Origin of the sequence: Ensifer sp. SL37 (assembly GCF_026672675.1) — a bacterium.
Classification (GTDB): Bacteria; Pseudomonadota; Alphaproteobacteria; order Rhizobiales; family Rhizobiaceae; genus Ensifer; species Ensifer adhaerens.
The window spans coordinates 1,551,024-1,567,060 of the sequence record NZ_JAPPRN010000006.1 but is presented as its reverse complement, the minus strand read 5'-3'; the positions used below and the strand labels follow the sequence as shown (position 1 = coordinate 1,567,060).

Genomic DNA, 16,037 nt, shown 5'->3' with positions numbered 1-16,037 from the left:
CTCAACGGATATCGGCGCGGGCGCGCGGGCGGCTGTCGTTGCGTTCGTGGGCGAAGATCGCCGGCGGCAGGGGCTGGCGCTCGCGGATGATGTCGGCGCCCTTCTCCCCCATCATGATCGTCGGCCCGTTGGTGTTGCAAGAGGGAACGCGCGGCATCACCGAGCTGTCGCAGACGCGCAGGCCTTCAAGGCCACGCACCTTGAGATCGAGCCCGACCACCGCCATCGCGTCCGTGCCCATCTTGCAGGTGCCGACGGGGTGATGGTCGGTCTTGGCGTTGGCGCAGCCGTAGTCGAAGAACTGCTCATCGCTGACGACCGAATTGCCCGGCAGGCGCTCCGCCAGCACGAAGGGCTTTAGCGCCGCCTGCTGCATGATCTCGCGGGCGATCTTCAGGCCTTCGATGGACATCCTGCGATCATGCGGATCCTCCCAGTAGTTGGGATCGATCAGCGGCGCTGCCGCCGGATCGGAGGAGGAAAGCCGCACCGTTCCGCGCGAGCGCGGATGCAGATAGGCGGAGTTCAGCGTCACGCCGGCATTCTTCAGCTTTTCGACGCCCGCCTCGATGCCCGAGCCGAGACCGAGATGGAACTGGATATCGGGCGAGCGGGCGTTCGGATCGGCATACCAGAAGCCACCGGTCTCAAACAGCGACGACGCCACCGGGCCCGAGCGGAAGAGTACATATTGCAGGCCGGCCCATAGCGTACGATGGAGTTTTGCGACGCCATCATACGTGTGGTCGCCGGTGCATTCGGAAATGACAAAGAGATCGAGGTGATCCTGCAGGTTGCCGCCGACACCCGGTAGGTCATGTTTTACCGCGACACCCACCGATTTCAGGTGATCGGCAGGCCCAATGCCGGACTGCAACAAGAGCTTGGGCGAACCGATGGCGCCGGAAGTTACCAGCACCTCGCGCTCCGCCCGGATGATCTCGCTGCCCTTGGCCGTGACGACTTCGACGCCGACGGCACGTGTACCCTCAAGCAAGATCCGCGCCACGCGCGCGCCGGTGCGAACCGTCAGATTGCGGCGATCCTTAATCGGCGAAAGATAGGCAAGCGATGCGCTCGAGCGGCGGCGATTGCGCTGGGTGAGCTGATAGAAGCCGACGCCCGCCTGCTGGCGACCGTTGAAATCATGATTGTAGGGAATGCCGAGCTCCTGACCGGCGCGGATATAGGCGTCGCAGATCGGCAGCGCCGCCGTAGGCATCGAGACACCGAGCGGGCCGCCATAGGCGTGATAGTCGTCGGCAAAGCGCTGGTTGTCTTCTGAGCGCTTGAAATAGGGAAGCACGCTGCGATAGTCCCAGCCGGTGCAGCCGTCTTCGGACGCCCAGAGGTCGTAGTCGGCGGCGTTGCCGCGGGTATAGAGCTGGGCATTGATCGACGAGCCACCACCGATGACCTTGGCCTGGGTATAGCGTAGCACCCTGCCCTTCATGTGCTTCTGCGGCACGGTCTCCCAGCCCCAGCTGGCAACGCCCTTGGTCATCTTGGCAAAACCGGCCGGCATGTGAAACAGCGGATTCCAGTCGCCGCCACCGGCCTCCAGCAAAAGGACACGGACCGATGGATCCTCGGAGAGGCGACTGGCGAGAACGCAGCCGGCCGGGCCGGCGCCGGTGATGATGTAGTCGTAGCTCATTCCCTGTCTTCCCTCCGCCGTCACCAATTTGGAACGTTCCAAATTTTCGACGTGTTCAATTCAAACCCTGCCCGCTTGCGAGCCTCAAAAATCCTGCGCGTTTCCTAGAGACGGCCGATCGAAAGCCCGCCATCCGCCTGGATGACCGAGCCGGTGGCAAAGGCGAATTTGCCGCCGGCAAGCCCGGCCGCGATATTGCCGATGTCATCGGGCTCGCCCCAGCGCCGCATCGGCACCAACCCGCCGTCAATCAAGCCATCGTATTTCGCCGAGACGCCGGCGGTCATGTCGGAGCGGATGATACCCGGCCGGATCTCGAAAACCGAGATGCCGGTATTGGCAAGCCTGAGCGCCAGCCCCTGGCTGAAGGCGGCAAGGCCGGCCTTGGTCATGCAATAGTCGAGCCGCTCGGGCGACGTCATCGTTGCCGAAACCGAGGTGATGTTGATGATCGACCGCGGTGCTACATCAGCCGGATCCGTCAGCATCGAGACGACCACGGCCTGGGTGAAGAACACCGTTCCCCGCAGGTTGGTGGCGACGATCGTGTCGAAATTTTCCGGCAGCAGATCGAGGAAATCACCCCGCATCACCGAGGCGATGCCGGCATTGTTGACGAGGCAGCGGATCGGACCGAGCTCGGCGCGAACACGCTCGACAGTCGCCGCATGGCCGCTGATATCGGCAAGGTTCGCTTCGATGTAGATCGCCCGGCCGTGGTCGCCGGAAAGTTCCGACAGCGTCTGGGCGGTCGTCGCGTCCGCCGCACCGAGGCCGGTGAGCGCAATATCGAAGCCCTCGCGGGCGAGCGCACGGGCGACGCCGAGACCGATGCCGCGGCGGCCGCCGGTGACGATGGCGACGGGGCGCGTCGATGACATCATGATCGAAACTCCCTAGTGGCGATATGGTCGGCGACCCTGAGCGCCTGAGCGGCAACGGTCAACGCCGGATTGACGGCCGCCGATGTCGGCAGGAAGCTCGCGTCGACGACGAAGAGGTTCGGGTGGTCGAAGGCGCGGCAATAGGTGTCGAGCGGTGCGTCTTTCGGGTCTTTGCCCATCCGCACCGTTCCGCACTGGTGTGACGGCGTACGTTTGTCGAAAGCCTGGGACAGCACGATCGGATAGCCGGCCGCCTTGAAATGCGCGCGCATTTTCGTTTCGAGCCCGGACAGCGCTTCCATGTTCGAGCGTCGCCACTGCATGATGATGCCGTTGCCGTCGACCATGATGCGGCTTTCCGGGTTCGGCAGGTCCTCCGTCATCATGTACCAGTCGACCGCACGGCCGGCCATGAAATCGAAGGCAAACCGCGGCGCCCAGAGGGGCGCATTGGCCTTGAGGATGTCGCCGTTGATCTTGCCGAGCAGCTGGACGTTGCCGAGCGGCAGGCCATCCCTGCCGCCGGTGAGGTAATAGTCGTTCAGCATCAGCGTCTTCTGGTAGATGCTGTCGTTGCGCTTGAACGGGTTGATTGCCAGCATGGCGCTGCAATTGTGGTTCATGAAGTTGCGGCCGACCTGGTCGGAGGCGTTGGCGAGCCCCTTGCCGTCGCCGGAGCGCAAGAGGATGGCGGCCGAATTGATCGCGCCCGCCGACAGGATTACCAGCTTCGGCGACAGCTTCTTCTTCTCGCCCCTGTGGGTGTAGTGGATCGCCTCGATCCGGCCGCCGGGTCCCGCCTCCAGCGTGTCGACATGCGCCGAGGTGATGAGCTCGATATTGGGATCCTTCAGTGCGGAAGCGAGCGATGCGGTTTCAGCGTCCATCTTGCCGTTGCCGGTGTTCGGAAACCCGTCCCAGGGCGTGCGCCCGCCGGCAAGCCAGGCGTCGATGTCGACGCCGAGCGGCAGCGTTGCCGGATTGAGCCCCTGCGCCTTCAGCTCTGCACGGGCCCGCGCAATCGCCGGCTCGTCCGGCACCGGGCCGAAAGTGTAAGGCGAGCTGTGGAACGGCTCCGTCGGGTCGTCGCCCAATTCGCCGCGCACCTCGAACAGCTGCTCGGCCTTGCCGTACCAGGGCTCCAGCTCCTCGTAAGGAAAAGGCCACGCCGGCGAAACGCCGCCGAGATGCTGCATCTCGGTGAAATCTTCGGCCCGGTAGCGCAGGAGCACCGCACCGAAGAGCTTGGAATTGCCGCCGACGAAGTAGAAGTTTCCGGGGTTGAACTCGGTGCCGTCGGGTTCGCGCCACATCTCCCTCGGGCGGAAGTGGCCCTTGACGAAGATCGAGCTGTAGCTGCGCGCCTCCGGCGTATCGGGCAGGCGCTCGCCGCGCTCGAGGATGGCGATGCGGGCACCGGAGCCGGCAAGCCCCGCCGCAAGCGTGGAGCCGCCGATCCCCGACCCGATAATGACGATGTCCGGCTGCTCCTGCATCGTTGGTTACGCGATCCGCTGCTGGCTCTGCGGATCGAAGAACACCGCCTTGTCGAGATTGAAGGCAAGGCGCGAGGTCTGCCCGGGCGCGATGCGGGCGTCGGCCCTGAGCCGGGCAACGATTTCCTTGCCGCCGAGACGGGTGACCGCAAAGGTATCGGAGCCGGCCGGCTCGACCACCTCGATCAGGCACTCGCCCTCGGCGACCACCTTGGCATTGCGGTCGGCGCCATCAGGATCGGTCAGCGCTTCCGGACGGATGCCGAAGACGACGTCCTTGCCGGCATAGGCAGACAGTGCGCCGTTGGCCTGAGGCACCGCAAGCTTCAGCGGCTCGGCATTCGGACGCGTCAGCGTGACCGCAATGTCGGAGCCGCTCTTTTCGATCCGCGCCGTCAGCAGGTTCATCGCCGGCGAGCCCATGAAGTCGGCGACGAACATGTTGGCCGGGTTGTTGTAGATCTCGGCCGGCGTCCCGAACTGCTGCAGCACGCCGTCCTTCAGCACCGCGATCTTGGTCGCCAGCGTCATCGCCTCGATCTGGTCGTGGGTCACGTAGACGATCGTCGTCTTCATGCGGTTGTGCAGCCGCTTGATTTCGGTGCGCATGTCGACGCGCAGCTTTGCGTCGAGGTTGGAGAGCGGCTCGTCGAACAGGAAGACCTGCGGGTTGCGCACCAGCGCCCGGCCCATGGCGACGCGCTGACGCTGACCGCCCGAGAGCTGGCTCGGCTTGCGATCGAGCAGATGGCCGATCTGCAGCATTTCCGAGACCTGCTTGATCGCCTTTTCGCGCTCCTCCTTCGGCACGCCGCGGATTTCCATGCCGAAGGCAATGTTTCCGGCGACCGTCATGTTCGGGTAGAGCGCGTAGGACTGGAACACCATGGCGATGTCGCGCTTCGAGGGATGCAGATCGGCAACCGAGCGGCCGTTGATGGCGATCTCCCCTGAGGTGATCGGCTCAAGCCCGGCGATCGTGTTGAGCAGCGTGGACTTGCCGCAGCCGGAGGGGCCGACCAGCACCAGGAAGCCGCCTTCTTCGATCTCCAGGTTGATATCCTTCAGGATCTCGAGCGAGCCGTAGGATTTGCGCAGGTTGCTGATTTTCAAGAAAGACATGAGCTTATCCTTTCACGGCGCCCGACATCAGTCCGCGAACGAAGTAGCGGCCGGACACGATGTAGACGATGAGCGTTGGCAGGGCGGCGAGGATCGCGCCCGCGAAGTGGACGTTGTATTCCTTGACGCCTGTCGAGGACGAAACGAGGTTGTTCAGCGCGACCGTCATCGGCGTCGAATAGGGTCCCGAGAAGGACGCGCCGAACAGGAAGTCGTTCCAGATGTTGGTGAACTGCCAGATGACCGAGACGACGATGATCGGACCGGAGGACGGCAACAGGATGCGCCAGAAGATCTGGAAGAAGCTGGCGCCGTCGATCTGCGCTGCGCGCACCAGTTCGGTCGGGAAGGCCTCGTAGTAGTTGCGGAAATAGAGCGTCGTGAAGCCGATGCCGTAGATCACATGGACGAAGATCAGGCCCCAGATCGAACCGGCTATCCCAAGGATGCCGAGGATGCGTGCCATCGGGATCAGCACGATCTGGAACGGGATGAAGCATGAGAGCAGCAGCATGCCGAAGAAGATGTTGGCACCGGGGAAGCGCCACTTCGTCAGCACATAGCCATTGAGTGCGCCGATGATCGTCGAGATCGCCACGGCCGGCACGACCATCAGGATCGAGTTGATGAAGAAGGGTTTCAGGCCGGTCGGCTGCACGCCGATCTGCGCCGTCGACCAGGCCTGAAGCCACGGCTCGACCGTAAAGGTCTGCGGCAGGTTGAGCATGCCGCCCTGGCGGATCTCGTCGAGCGGCTTCACCGAGTTCACCAGCATGACGTAGAGCGGCAACAGCGAATAGAGCGCAAAGAGGATCAGCGCGGTGTAGATCAACGCGCGGGTGAGGCGGTTGTGCGAAATGATGTTGTCTGGGCTCGGAGCGCTCATCAGCGTCGTGCTCCCCGGATTTCGGAATAGAGATAGGGAACGATGATCGAGAAGATCATCACCAGCATGATGATCGCCGAGGACGCGCCGATGCCCATCTGGTTGCGGGTGAAGGTGTAGGAATACATGAAGGTCGCCGGCAGTTCGGTCGCCTGGCCTGGTCCTCCACCCGTCAGTGCGATGATCAGGTCGTAGGCCTTGATCGCCAGATGTGCGAGCACCACGAAGGCGGAGAGAAACACCGGCCGCATCAGAGGAATGATGATCCGGCGATAGATCGTCGAGGTCTTGGCGCCGTCGATCTGCGCTGCCTTGATGATCTCGTTGTCGACACCGCGAAGGCCTGCCAGAAACATCGCCATGATGAAGCCGGTCGACTGCCAGACCGCGGCAATGACGACGCAGTAGATCGCGTAGTTGCGGTCCTTGATCCAGTTGAACGAGAAGCTCTCCCAGCCCCAGAGGTGCATGGTGTTCTCAAGGCCGATGCCGGGATCGAGGAACCACTTCCAGGCCGTTCCGGTCACGATGAACGAGAGTGCCATCGGGTAGAGGTAGATCGGCCGCAGGAAACCTTCGGCCCGGATCTTCTGGTCGAGCAGGATTGCCAGCCCAAGGCCGAGCACGGAGCAGATGGCGATATAGAGCGCGGCGAAGATCGCCAGGTTGCTCACCGCCCGCCACCAGTGCGGCAGCGCCCACAGCTTCGAATAATTGCTTAACCCGACGAAATTGTAGGACGGCAGCATCTTGCTGTCCGTCATCGACAGAAAGCCGGTATAGGCAATAAAGCCATAGACAAAGATCAGGACGATGAGGAAGCTCGGGGCAAGCACCAGCTTCGGTATCAGGTCCTGCAGGCGACTGCGGCTATCCATGAACGTTCACCACTTCTGGCGCGGCCGTCGGGAAATCCCTGATATCGGCATCCGCGCGAGGTTCTGGGTATCAAAGCGCCCCTCCCCGCGTCCTGTTGGCCACGGCGGTTCGACGGCGCCTGCATGTCGGAATGGGGTGTCCGGGGCGCCTAGAGTGCGCCCCGGAGCGAGCCCGTTACTTCGCGGCCTCGACGGCCGAGACCAGTTCCTTGACGGCCTCTTCGGACGTCAGTTCGCCGTTGAACTCGCGCGTCACGACGTCGTAGATCGCGTTCTTGACGGCAGCCGGGTTGGCATGGCCATGGGCCATGGAGCCGAAGAGCTTGCCGTTGGTGTTGGCTTCTGCCAGGTCCTTGATGCCCTTCTTGCCGCAGGCGTCGAAGTCCGTGTCCGGAACGTCGGTGCGGGCCGGGACCGAGCCCTTGACCACGTTGAAGGCCGACTGGAAGGTCGGGCTTTCGATCGCCGAAGCCATGGCGAGCTGGGCCGGAACCTTGTCGTCGGCAACCTTGAACATCGCGAACTGGTCGGAGTTGAAGGTCACGGACCCTTGCGTACCCGGGAAGCGCATGCAGACGAAATCGGTGCCTGGCACCTTCTTGGCCTTCAGGAATTCGCCCTTGGCCCAGTCGCCCATGAACTGCAGGCCGGCCTTGTTCTCGATAACCATGGCGGAAGCGAGGTTCCAGTCACGGCCCGAGAAGTTGTCGTCGACATAGGAGCGCAGCTTCGTCATGCGGTCGAAGGCTTCCTTCATCTTGTCGCCGCCGAGCGCGGCCGGGTCGAGATCGATGAAAGCCTGCTTGTAGAAGTCGGTGCCGAGCGAAAGCACGACGGCGTCGAAGATCGTCGCATCCTGCCAGGGCTGGCCGCCATGGGCGATCGGGGTGATCCCCTGGGCCTTGAAGTTGTCGAGCAGGGCAACCAGTTCGTCCCAGTTGGTCGGCTCCTTGCCGCCAGCCTTGTCGAGGGCGGCCTTGTTGATCCAGACCCAGTTGGTCGAATGCACGTTGACCGGCGCTGCGATCCAGTGGCCGTCATACTTCGAGAATTGCTGCAGGGCGGTCGGGATCACCTTGTCCCAGCCTTCCTTGGAAGCGGTCTCGTCGAGGTTGCCGAGTGCGCCTTCCTTGGCCCAGTCGAGAATGTCGAAGCCGAGCATCTGCACGGCGGTCGGAGCGTTGCCCGCGGTGACGCGAGCGCGCAGAACCGTCATCGCTTCCGTACCGCCACCGCCGGCAACCGGCATGTCGGTCCAGGTGATGCCCTTGCTTTCCAGGTCCTTCTTCAGAACGTCGAGTGCGGCGGCTTCGCCACCGGATGTCCACCAGTGCAGAACTTCCACATTTTCGGCTGCGCGCGCGGCGGTGGCCGCCATCATCAGCGCCACAACGGCCGTCGTCGTCATCAACTTGCGCATCGTTTTCCTCCCGTTTGCAAGTTAACGAGGCGGAACCTCCTCCACCCCGGAATTCGCGCCGCTTCAGCCAGCGGCTGGCCATTTAAAACGTTATAAATTCAGCAAGTCAAGCATTCCGCCATTTTGTATTTTAGCACCTTCGGAACCGTTTGAATTTACTGAATTATATAGCTCACATTAGCTATTGCGGTGCAGCAAGCCATGCCGCAATGCGAGATTTAAAACGTTTTCATGATTCGATTGCCTATGCCCTCGCACCACGATACAAACACCGCTCCCGCCCGCGTTCAGAAAGACTAGCATTGGCCGATCCCTCCAAGCCCGCCCACGCCGAAGACATTGGTTCTGCCGTCAAGCGCGGCAAGCCGACCCTTCGCACGATCGCGGAAATCACCGGCCTTGCGGTCACCACCGTTTCGCGTGCCCTTTCCGATGCTCCGCAGATCTCGCTCGATACCCGCAAGCGAGTGCGCGAGGTCGCAGACGAGATCGGCTATTCGCCCGACCGCGCCGCCCAGCGCCTGAAGACCGGCCGCACCAATGTCATCGGCGTGCTGCTCGACCCGCACGAGGAAATCCTCGGCTACGGCACCTCGATCATGAGTGGCATCGCCAAGGCACTTCAGGGCACGGCCTACCACCTGATCGTCATGCCGAACTTCCTGAACTCGACCAATGTCGAGGCGGTCAACTACATTACCCGCAACGCGATGGCCGATGGACTGATCTTCTCGCGCACGGAACCGCTCGATCCCCGGGTCCGATTGCTGTCCGATCTCGGCTTTCCCTTCGTCACCCATGGGCGCACGGAGCTTTCCACCCCACATCCCTATGTCGACTACGACAACTTCACCTTCTCGTACCAGGCGACGAAGCGCCTGATCGCCAAGGGCAGGCGCAAGCCCGCACTGATCAGCGGTCCCGCCGATTTCACCTTTGCCGGCCATCTTCAGCACGGCTTCATGACCGCCGTGCGCGAGGCGGGCTGCGCCTATGAAATCCTCTCGGGCATCGATCTCGACAGCCCGGCAGGCGCCATCCGCGACCGCGTGCGCCAGCGCTATGCCGAGCCCGATCCGCCGGACAGTTTCATGTGTGGCGGCGAAGTCTGCGCGCTCGCAACCATCACCGGCATGAGCGATTGCGGGCTGACGCTCGGACGCGAATACGACATCGTCGCCAAGCAGACCTCGCATCTCCTGAGCGCCATCCAGCCGCAGGTCGAGACGATCTACGAGGACCTGACGGCGACCGGCGAGGACATGGGCCGGGTGCTCCTGCAGAAGATCGGCGGCGAAAGCGACGTCAGCAAGCTGCAGCTGCTGCTCTGTCCGCAGATCCCATCGAGCTTCGGCGCGGCCGGCTGAGCGGGCGAACACGGCACGCAAGGCGGCGTCACGTGACGCCGCCTCCTGCCCCAATGTTCTCCCCATCGTCCGCATGTCCTCTCCTCCCCTGTTTCAGCCTTAGCGCGGCATCCACCAGCCGGTACGCGGCCCCATATGCATGTTGAGCGTCTTGGTCTCGGTGTAATCCTCGACCGAATGCCGGCCGAGTTCGCGGCCGAGGCCGGACTGGCGGTAGCCGCCGAAGGGCAGTTCCGACGCGCCATCCATGAAGGTGTTCATCCAGATGGTGCCGGCGCGCACGCGGCGGCCGATCGTCAGGCAGGTGTCGAAGTCGCGGCTCCACACACCGGCCGAAAGACCATAGTCGATCGCATTGGCGATGCCGATCGCCTCTTCCGTCGTCTCGAAGGTCAGCACCGAGAGAACCGGGCCGAACACTTCTTCGCGCGCCACCGCCATGTCCGGGCGCACGGAAGAAAGGATCGTCGGCGCCATGAACTGGCCCATGCCGAGATCGAGCGCGGCGCCGCCATGGGCAACCGCAGCGCCATCCTTGGAAGCAGCAGAAACATAGCTGGCGATCTTTTCCAGATGCTGCGGCGTGATGATTGCGCCGACCTGGGTTTCCGGATTGAGCGGATCGCCGACCTTCACCTTGGCCGAGAGCTCGGCGATGCGGCGCGTCACCTCGTCGGCGATGTCACGGTGCAGGATCAATCGCGAGCCGGCATTGCAGCATTCGCCGGCATTGAAATAGGCGCCGAAGACGGCGGCATCGATGAACTCGTCGAGATTGGCATCCGGGAAGACGATCTGCGGGTTCTTGCCGCCGAGTTCCAGCGAGACCTTCTTCAGCGTCTGGGCAGCATTGGCCATGGTCAGGCGGCCGACGCCGGTCGAGCCGGTGAAGGACACCATGTCGACATCCGGATGCGTCGTCATTGGCGCGCCGACCTCCGGCCCTGTGCCGGTGATGATGTTGACCACGCCGGCGGGAACGCCGGCGGCTTCGAGGATTTCACCGAGCAGCAGCGTCGAGGCCGAGGTCAGCTCGGACGGCTTGACGACAGTGGTGCAGCCAGCGGCCAGCGCAAAGGGCAGCTTCTGGCTGACGATCAGGAACGGGAAATTCCAGGGCGTGATGATCGAGACGACACCGATCGCCTCGCGCAGCACGACGCCAAGTGTACCGTCACCGAGCGTGTTGTAGCTTTCGCCATGCAGATCGCGGGCGAGAGCCGCGGCGTAGCGCCAGATATCGGCGGCACCGCCGAGTTCGCCCTTGGCTTGGCTGATCGGCTTGCCGGATTCGATCGCATCGAGATAGGCAAGCTCATCGGCGCGCTCGGCAATGATATCGGCTGCGCGCAAAAGCACCAGCGAGCGCTGCGAAGCGGTCATGCGCGGCCAGGTGCCCTCGTCGAAGGCACGGCGTGCGGCAGCAATCGCTTTTTCGGCGTCGGCCTTGGTGCCCGCCTGATAGCGGCTGACGACGACGCCGTGGCCCGGCGCCACGCGCTCGATCGTACGGCCCTCGGCGCTGTCCACCCATTTGCCGTCGATCAGCATCTGGAAGGCGCGAACCTTTTGGCCCTCGATCGGCTTGGGTTTCACGAGCACGGTCATTACCATTCTCCCTTGAATTGGGCTTCACGCTTTTCGGAGAAGGCGGCGACACCTTCCTTGAGGTCGCCGGTCTTGGCGACAAGGATCGAGCCGAGCGCTTCGACTGCGGATCCGTTGTCTTCGCCATTCGCCGACGCGAGCATCAGTTTCGAAATCTCAAGCGCCGCAGGCCCGCGCTTGGCGACACGCGCCGCGTAATCGCGGGCAGCTGAAAGCACCGTGCCGGTCTCGACGACGGCATCGACCAGACCTTCGCGCAGAGCAGCCTCGGCGGTGAACATCTCGCCGCCCAGCACCATGCGCCTGACGATCTGGGCGCCAAAGCGAGAGACGAGGCGCTGCGTGCCCGACCAGCCGGGCACCATGCCGAGGCTCGTTTCCGGCAGGCCGATCTTGATCTGCGCTTCGGCCAGCCGGATATCGGCCGCCGCCGCCAGTTCCAGCCCGCCGCCAAGCGCATGGCCGTTAAGAGCGGCGATGACGGGCATGCGCAGCGTCGCCAGCCGCTCGAACACGCGATGACCGAACCGTACCCAGTCATGCCCGAAGGCAGGCGCATCCATACCGCCCCAGGCTTTGATGTCACCGCCGGCCGAAAATGCCTTGCCCTCGCCGGTGAGGATGACGACACGCACATTGCGGTCGGCTTCAATCTCGTCGCAAGCCGATGCCAACGCCTTCAGCATGTCGATATCGAAAGCGTTGAGCTTTTCCGGACGGGCGATCGTCATGATCGCGATCGGTCCATCAACCTCGATGCGGATACGGCCTTCAGCCACGGTCGCCTCCCTGAAGCCGGCGCGCCGGCTTCTTCGGCAGTTCAAGACCAAGCAACGCATCCTGGAACAGACCCGCATCCATGGTCTTCAGTCTGTCGGAAACGATCAGTGGGAATTCCGACTGGTCGAGAATATGCGCCTGCAGGTCGACGCCCGGCGCGATCTCGGTCAGCATCACGCCCTCGGGCGTCAGCTTCATCACGCAGCGCTCGGTGATATAGGTGATGTCCTGGCCCTGCTCGATGCCGCGACGGCCTGAGAAGGTGACGTGTTCGACCTCGTTGACCAGCTTCTTCAGCTTGCCTTCCTTTTCGATCACCAGTTTGCCGTCGGCGACCGCGAGCTTGGCGCCGGCATTGAACATGCCGGAGAAGACGATCTTCTTCGCCCGTGCCGTTATGTCGACGAAACCGCCGGCGCCGGCCGTCACATGCGGGCGGAAAGAGAGTTTCGACACGTTGACCGAGCCGTTGCGATCGATCTCAAGGAAGGAGAGCAGCGAGGCATCGAAGCCGGCGCCCTGGAAATAAGTGAACTGATAGGGCGAGGGCATGAAGGCATCGGCATTGGAGGCGCAGCCGAAGGCGAAGTCGAGCAGCGGCACGCCGCCGACAGCGCCCTGCTCGATCACCCAGGTGACCGCACCGTGCAGCCCCTCTTCGAGCAGGATGCGCGGCACATTGGCCGAAATGCCGAAGCCGAGATTGACGGCGCTGCCGGCTTCAAGCTCCTGCGCCACGCGGCGGGCAATGACCTTCTGGATATTGAATTCCGGCACCCGGAAACTGTCGAGCGGCCGGAAGATCTCGCCGGAAATCGCCGGATCGTAGAGCGTCTGGGTCGTCTGCTTCTGGTCGGGATCGACGATGACATAATCCACCAGCACGCCCGGCACGCGCACGTCGTGGGGTTTCAGTGAGCCTTCCTTGGTGATGCGCTTGACCTGGGCAATGACGATGCCGCCATTGTTGCGGGCAGCGAGCGCCTGGTCGAGACCACCGAGATAGGCGCCCTCGTGCTCATAGGTGAGATTGCCGCGCTCGTCCGCCGTCGTCGCGCGGATGATCGCCACTTGCGGCGCGATCGCCTTGAAATAGAGCCAGTCCTCGCCTTCGAACGAGACCTTCTTAACCATGGGCTCAGCCGCGGCCGAAGCATTCATGGCGCAGCCTTCGCGCGACGGATCGACGAAGGTGTCGAGGCCGACCTTGGTCATCACGCCCGGGCGCTTGGCCGCGGCCTCGCGGTGCATGTCGAACAGGATGCCGGAGGGCACGTTGTAGGCCGCCACCTCGTCAGCGCCGATCATCTGCCAGATCAACGGCGGTTCCGCACTCGACGGACCCGAGGGATAGGAGCCGCCGATGATCTTCTTCAGCAGACCCTTCTTGGCGATAAAGTCGACGCCCTTGATGCCGCTCATGTCGCCGGCGGCAATCGGATGCAGCGTCGTCAGGTCGCGCGGGTGGCCGGTCGTCTCGAACCGCTCGCCGATCGCCCTGAGCATCAGATCCGGGCAGCCGAGGCCGCTGGACGAGGAGACCGAAACCACCGCGCCATCCGGGATCAGGGCAGCCGCTTCGGCCGGCGAGATGTGCTTTTTCATCGACATGAGTTCAAAGTCCCGTTTCGATCGCCACGGCCTGGCCGGTGGCCGCCGCCTTGACGACGGCAAGGCCCGTTGCCAGCGACCAGACGCCATCCTCGCCCGTCGCAGATGGACGGCCGTTGCCTTGGGCAGCGGCATGGAAAGCGGAAAGCGCTGTTTCGTAGAGATTGCGGTGGTCGAGGGCGAGCTCGCTCTCGCCATCGGCGTTGCGCAGCGTCACCGTGCCTATCGGCTTCTGCGTCATCACGGTGCGGCCGATCAGCGATCCTTCGGTGCCATGCACCTCAAGACCGGTCTCTGCGTATTTGGTGGTGAAGGCATCGTGGAACTGAGCGATGACGCCGGAGCGGAAGTGGATGACACCCATGACACCATCCTCCAGGCCTTCCTTGCCCATGCCGGCACTGTGACTGATGGCAACGGCCTCGATCGGATCGTCGTTGAGGATGAAGCGCAGCGTATCGGCGTCATGCACGGTGATGTCGAGAATGACGCCGCCGCCGGCGTCCGGCCTCTCCAGTCGCCAGCCCTGGAGATGCGGCGGCAGATAGACGGCGTGGAAGACGCGGGCTGCAATCGGCCGGCCGATCCTGCCCTCGGCGATCGCATCGCGCATTGCGCGGTGGCTGGCGGCATTGCGCAGGTGGTGGTTGGTAGCAAGAACGACACCCGCCTCCTGCGCTGCGCTCACCATGTCACGCGCATCCTCCAGCGTCATCGCCAGCGGCTTCTCGCAGAGCACATGCTTGCCGGCAGCGATCGCCGCCAGCGTCTGCTCGCGATGGAGTTCGTTGGTGGTGGAGACATAGACGGCGTCGACATCGGGATCGCCGACGAGTTCGGCAACAGTGGTCACCGACTTGGCGATGCCGTTCTCCTCGGCGTAAGCCGCGCCGCGCTCCGCGCTCGTGCTCATGACGGAGACGACCTCGCCTCCGGCGGCGCGGATTGCGCCGATCACCCATTCGCGCGCAATCGTGCTTGCGCCGATCAGACCCCACCGTGTCATGCCAGTGCCTCCCTTTTTCTCTCGACTGCTGCGCCGCAGCTCTGGCGAACGACGAGACGAACCGAACCGACGATCGCTTCCGGCTCCGCCTTGCCGGCCTTGATCTGCTTCAACAGCAGTTCGGCCGCCCGTTGGCCCATGCCTTGCGGATCGACAGACACCGTCGTCAGCGCTGGAACTGCTGTCTTCGCCTCGATCACGTCGTCGAAACCGATAACGGCAAAATCGGCACCCGGCTCAAGCCGCCGGGCCCTCAGGCCATCGCAGACGCCGAAAGCGACCGCATCATTGAAGCAGAGTGCGGCCGTTGGCCGATCGGCGAGCATCATCGCCTGCTCCACCGCCGTCACCCCGCCGGCACGCGACGGCGCCGAACCGATGATCAGCGATTCCGAAACCGGCATGCCGGCCTCGACGAGCGCATCGCGGTAGCCGCGCATGCGCGCCTCGAAGACGGCGGTGTCGGAAAAGCCGCCGAGGAAGGCGATGCGCTGGTGACCACGTTCGATCAGATGACGCACCGCGGCCACGGCACCAGCGTGGTTGTCGGAGATCAGCGAAGAGACATTTGCACCGGCAATGTCGCGGACGACGAGCACGACGGGAATGCCGCTCTCGACCAAAGGCGCAAGATCGGCCGCTTCGGTGCCACGCGCCGGCGAGATGATCAGGCCGGAAACGCCATGCTCGCGCATCGACGCGACCACTTCGCGCTGGCGCTCGATCTTTTCGCCGGTATTGGCAAGAAACTGCACGAAGCCTGCCGATTGCACGACCGCATCGACGCCGACGGCGAGTTCCGCAAAGAAGCTGTTGGTGAGATCGTTGACGACGATGCCGATGATCTTGGACTTCGATTGCCGAAGATTGGCAGCGCCGCGATTATAGACATAGCCGAGATCGCGGATGGCGGCATTCACCTTGGCGCGCGTCGCCTCATTGACGAGCGAGCTGCCCTGAAGAACGAGCGACACGGTCGACTTCGACACGCCGGCAGCGTGCGCAATATCGATGACCGTTACCCTCTCCTTGACCACAGCATCCTCCCGAATTCTTCTGCCTGCTGTCTTCTTTCATAATTGGAACGTTCCAATTTCGTCAAGAGTTGGTTGATCACTTTTTTCCCGTCCAGCCGCGCTCGGTCTAGACAAAAGGCACCTTGAGAAGCGTCGCGATCTGCGGTTTGACGGATTATTTAATTGAATTTCAATGATATTATTGGAGATCCGCAATCGCCTGGAGGAGGATCGCCTCGCCTGAAAAACATTGCCGCTTGCCATTTGGAACGATCCAAAGTATTCCAGGACAAACGTCCGCGGAGG

13 protein-coding genes are annotated in these 16,037 nt (G+C 63.2%); 1 reads left to right on the top strand and 12 read right to left on the bottom strand.

Features of this window, described 5'->3' with window-relative positions; all coding sequences use genetic code 11:
* Position 1: 1 nt before the first annotated feature.
* The 7 genes from OVA00_RS19705 to OVA00_RS19675 form a co-directional block, all read right to left on the bottom strand.
* The gene (locus OVA00_RS19705) at positions 2-1,657 is read right to left on the bottom strand and encodes a GMC family oxidoreductase (protein ID WP_268089503.1); all 1,656 of its coding nucleotides are present in this window, start codon (positions 1,655-1,657) and stop codon (positions 2-4) included.
* Positions 1,658-1,761: 104 nt separating this feature from the next.
* Positions 1,762-2,541, bottom strand: a complete 780-nt coding sequence (locus OVA00_RS19700; protein WP_268089502.1) for a 3-ketoacyl-ACP reductase — start codon at positions 2,539-2,541, stop codon at positions 1,762-1,764.
* Positions 2,538-4,037, bottom strand: a complete 1,500-nt coding sequence (locus tag OVA00_RS19695; protein WP_268089501.1) for an FAD-dependent oxidoreductase — start codon at positions 4,035-4,037, stop codon at positions 2,538-2,540. Before OVA00_RS19695 ends, OVA00_RS19700 begins: the two co-directional genes overlap by 4 nt.
* 6 nt (positions 4,038-4,043) lie before the next feature.
* Positions 4,044-5,159, bottom strand: a complete 1,116-nt coding sequence (locus OVA00_RS19690) for an ABC transporter ATP-binding protein (RefSeq protein ID WP_034803014.1) — start codon at positions 5,157-5,159, stop codon at positions 4,044-4,046.
* 4 nt (positions 5,160-5,163) lie between these two features.
* Positions 5,164-6,045, bottom strand: a complete 882-nt coding sequence (locus tag OVA00_RS19685) for a carbohydrate ABC transporter permease (RefSeq protein WP_034803016.1) — start codon at positions 6,043-6,045, stop codon at positions 5,164-5,166.
* On the bottom strand, positions 6,045-6,923 hold the full coding sequence (locus tag OVA00_RS19680; protein ID WP_060521497.1) for a carbohydrate ABC transporter permease: 879 nt from the start codon (positions 6,921-6,923) through the stop codon (positions 6,045-6,047). The genes OVA00_RS19685 and OVA00_RS19680 overlap by 1 nt, the downstream gene beginning before the upstream one ends.
* 175 nt (positions 6,924-7,098) lie before the next feature.
* Positions 7,099-8,331: an ABC transporter substrate-binding protein gene (locus OVA00_RS19675; protein ID WP_370689582.1), complete on the bottom strand. Its 1,233-nt coding sequence runs from the start codon at positions 8,329-8,331 to the stop codon at positions 7,099-7,101.
* Positions 8,332-8,645: 314 nt separating this feature from the next.
* On the opposite strand from OVA00_RS19675, the gene OVA00_RS19670 reads away from it, so the two are divergent.
* On the top strand, positions 8,646-9,710 hold the full coding sequence (locus OVA00_RS19670; RefSeq protein WP_034803036.1) for a LacI family transcriptional regulator: 1,065 nt from the start codon (positions 8,646-8,648) through the stop codon (positions 9,708-9,710).
* A 99-nt stretch (positions 9,711-9,809) separates the two neighbouring features.
* On the opposite strand, the gene OVA00_RS19665 is transcribed toward OVA00_RS19670, so the two are convergent.
* The 5 genes from OVA00_RS19665 to OVA00_RS19645 are packed head-to-tail and all read right to left on the bottom strand — an operon-like array spanning position 9,810 to position 15,752.
* Positions 9,810-11,318, bottom strand: a complete 1,509-nt coding sequence (locus OVA00_RS19665) for an aldehyde dehydrogenase family protein (RefSeq protein ID WP_268089500.1) — start codon at positions 11,316-11,318, stop codon at positions 9,810-9,812.
* Positions 11,318-12,097: an enoyl-CoA hydratase/isomerase family protein gene (locus OVA00_RS19660; RefSeq protein WP_268089499.1), complete on the bottom strand. Its 780-nt coding sequence runs from the start codon at positions 12,095-12,097 to the stop codon at positions 11,318-11,320. Before OVA00_RS19660 ends, OVA00_RS19665 begins: the two co-directional genes overlap by 1 nt.
* Positions 12,090-13,709 carry an acyl CoA:acetate/3-ketoacid CoA transferase gene (locus tag OVA00_RS19655; protein WP_268089498.1) on the bottom strand — a complete coding sequence of 540 codons (1,620 nt, stop codon included), beginning with the start codon at positions 13,707-13,709 and terminating at the stop codon, positions 12,090-12,092. The genes OVA00_RS19660 and OVA00_RS19655 overlap by 8 nt, the downstream gene beginning before the upstream one ends.
* A 4-nt stretch (positions 13,710-13,713) precedes the next feature.
* Complete coding sequence (locus tag OVA00_RS19650; RefSeq protein ID WP_268089497.1) at positions 13,714-14,715, bottom strand: Gfo/Idh/MocA family protein; 1,002 nt, start codon at positions 14,713-14,715, stop codon at positions 13,714-13,716.
* A complete protein-coding gene (locus tag OVA00_RS19645; protein WP_034803047.1) occupies positions 14,712-15,752 on the bottom strand; it encodes a LacI family DNA-binding transcriptional regulator in 1,041 nt (346 codons plus the stop codon). The genes OVA00_RS19650 and OVA00_RS19645 overlap by 4 nt, the downstream gene beginning before the upstream one ends.
* Positions 15,753-16,037: the final 285 nt, after the last annotated feature.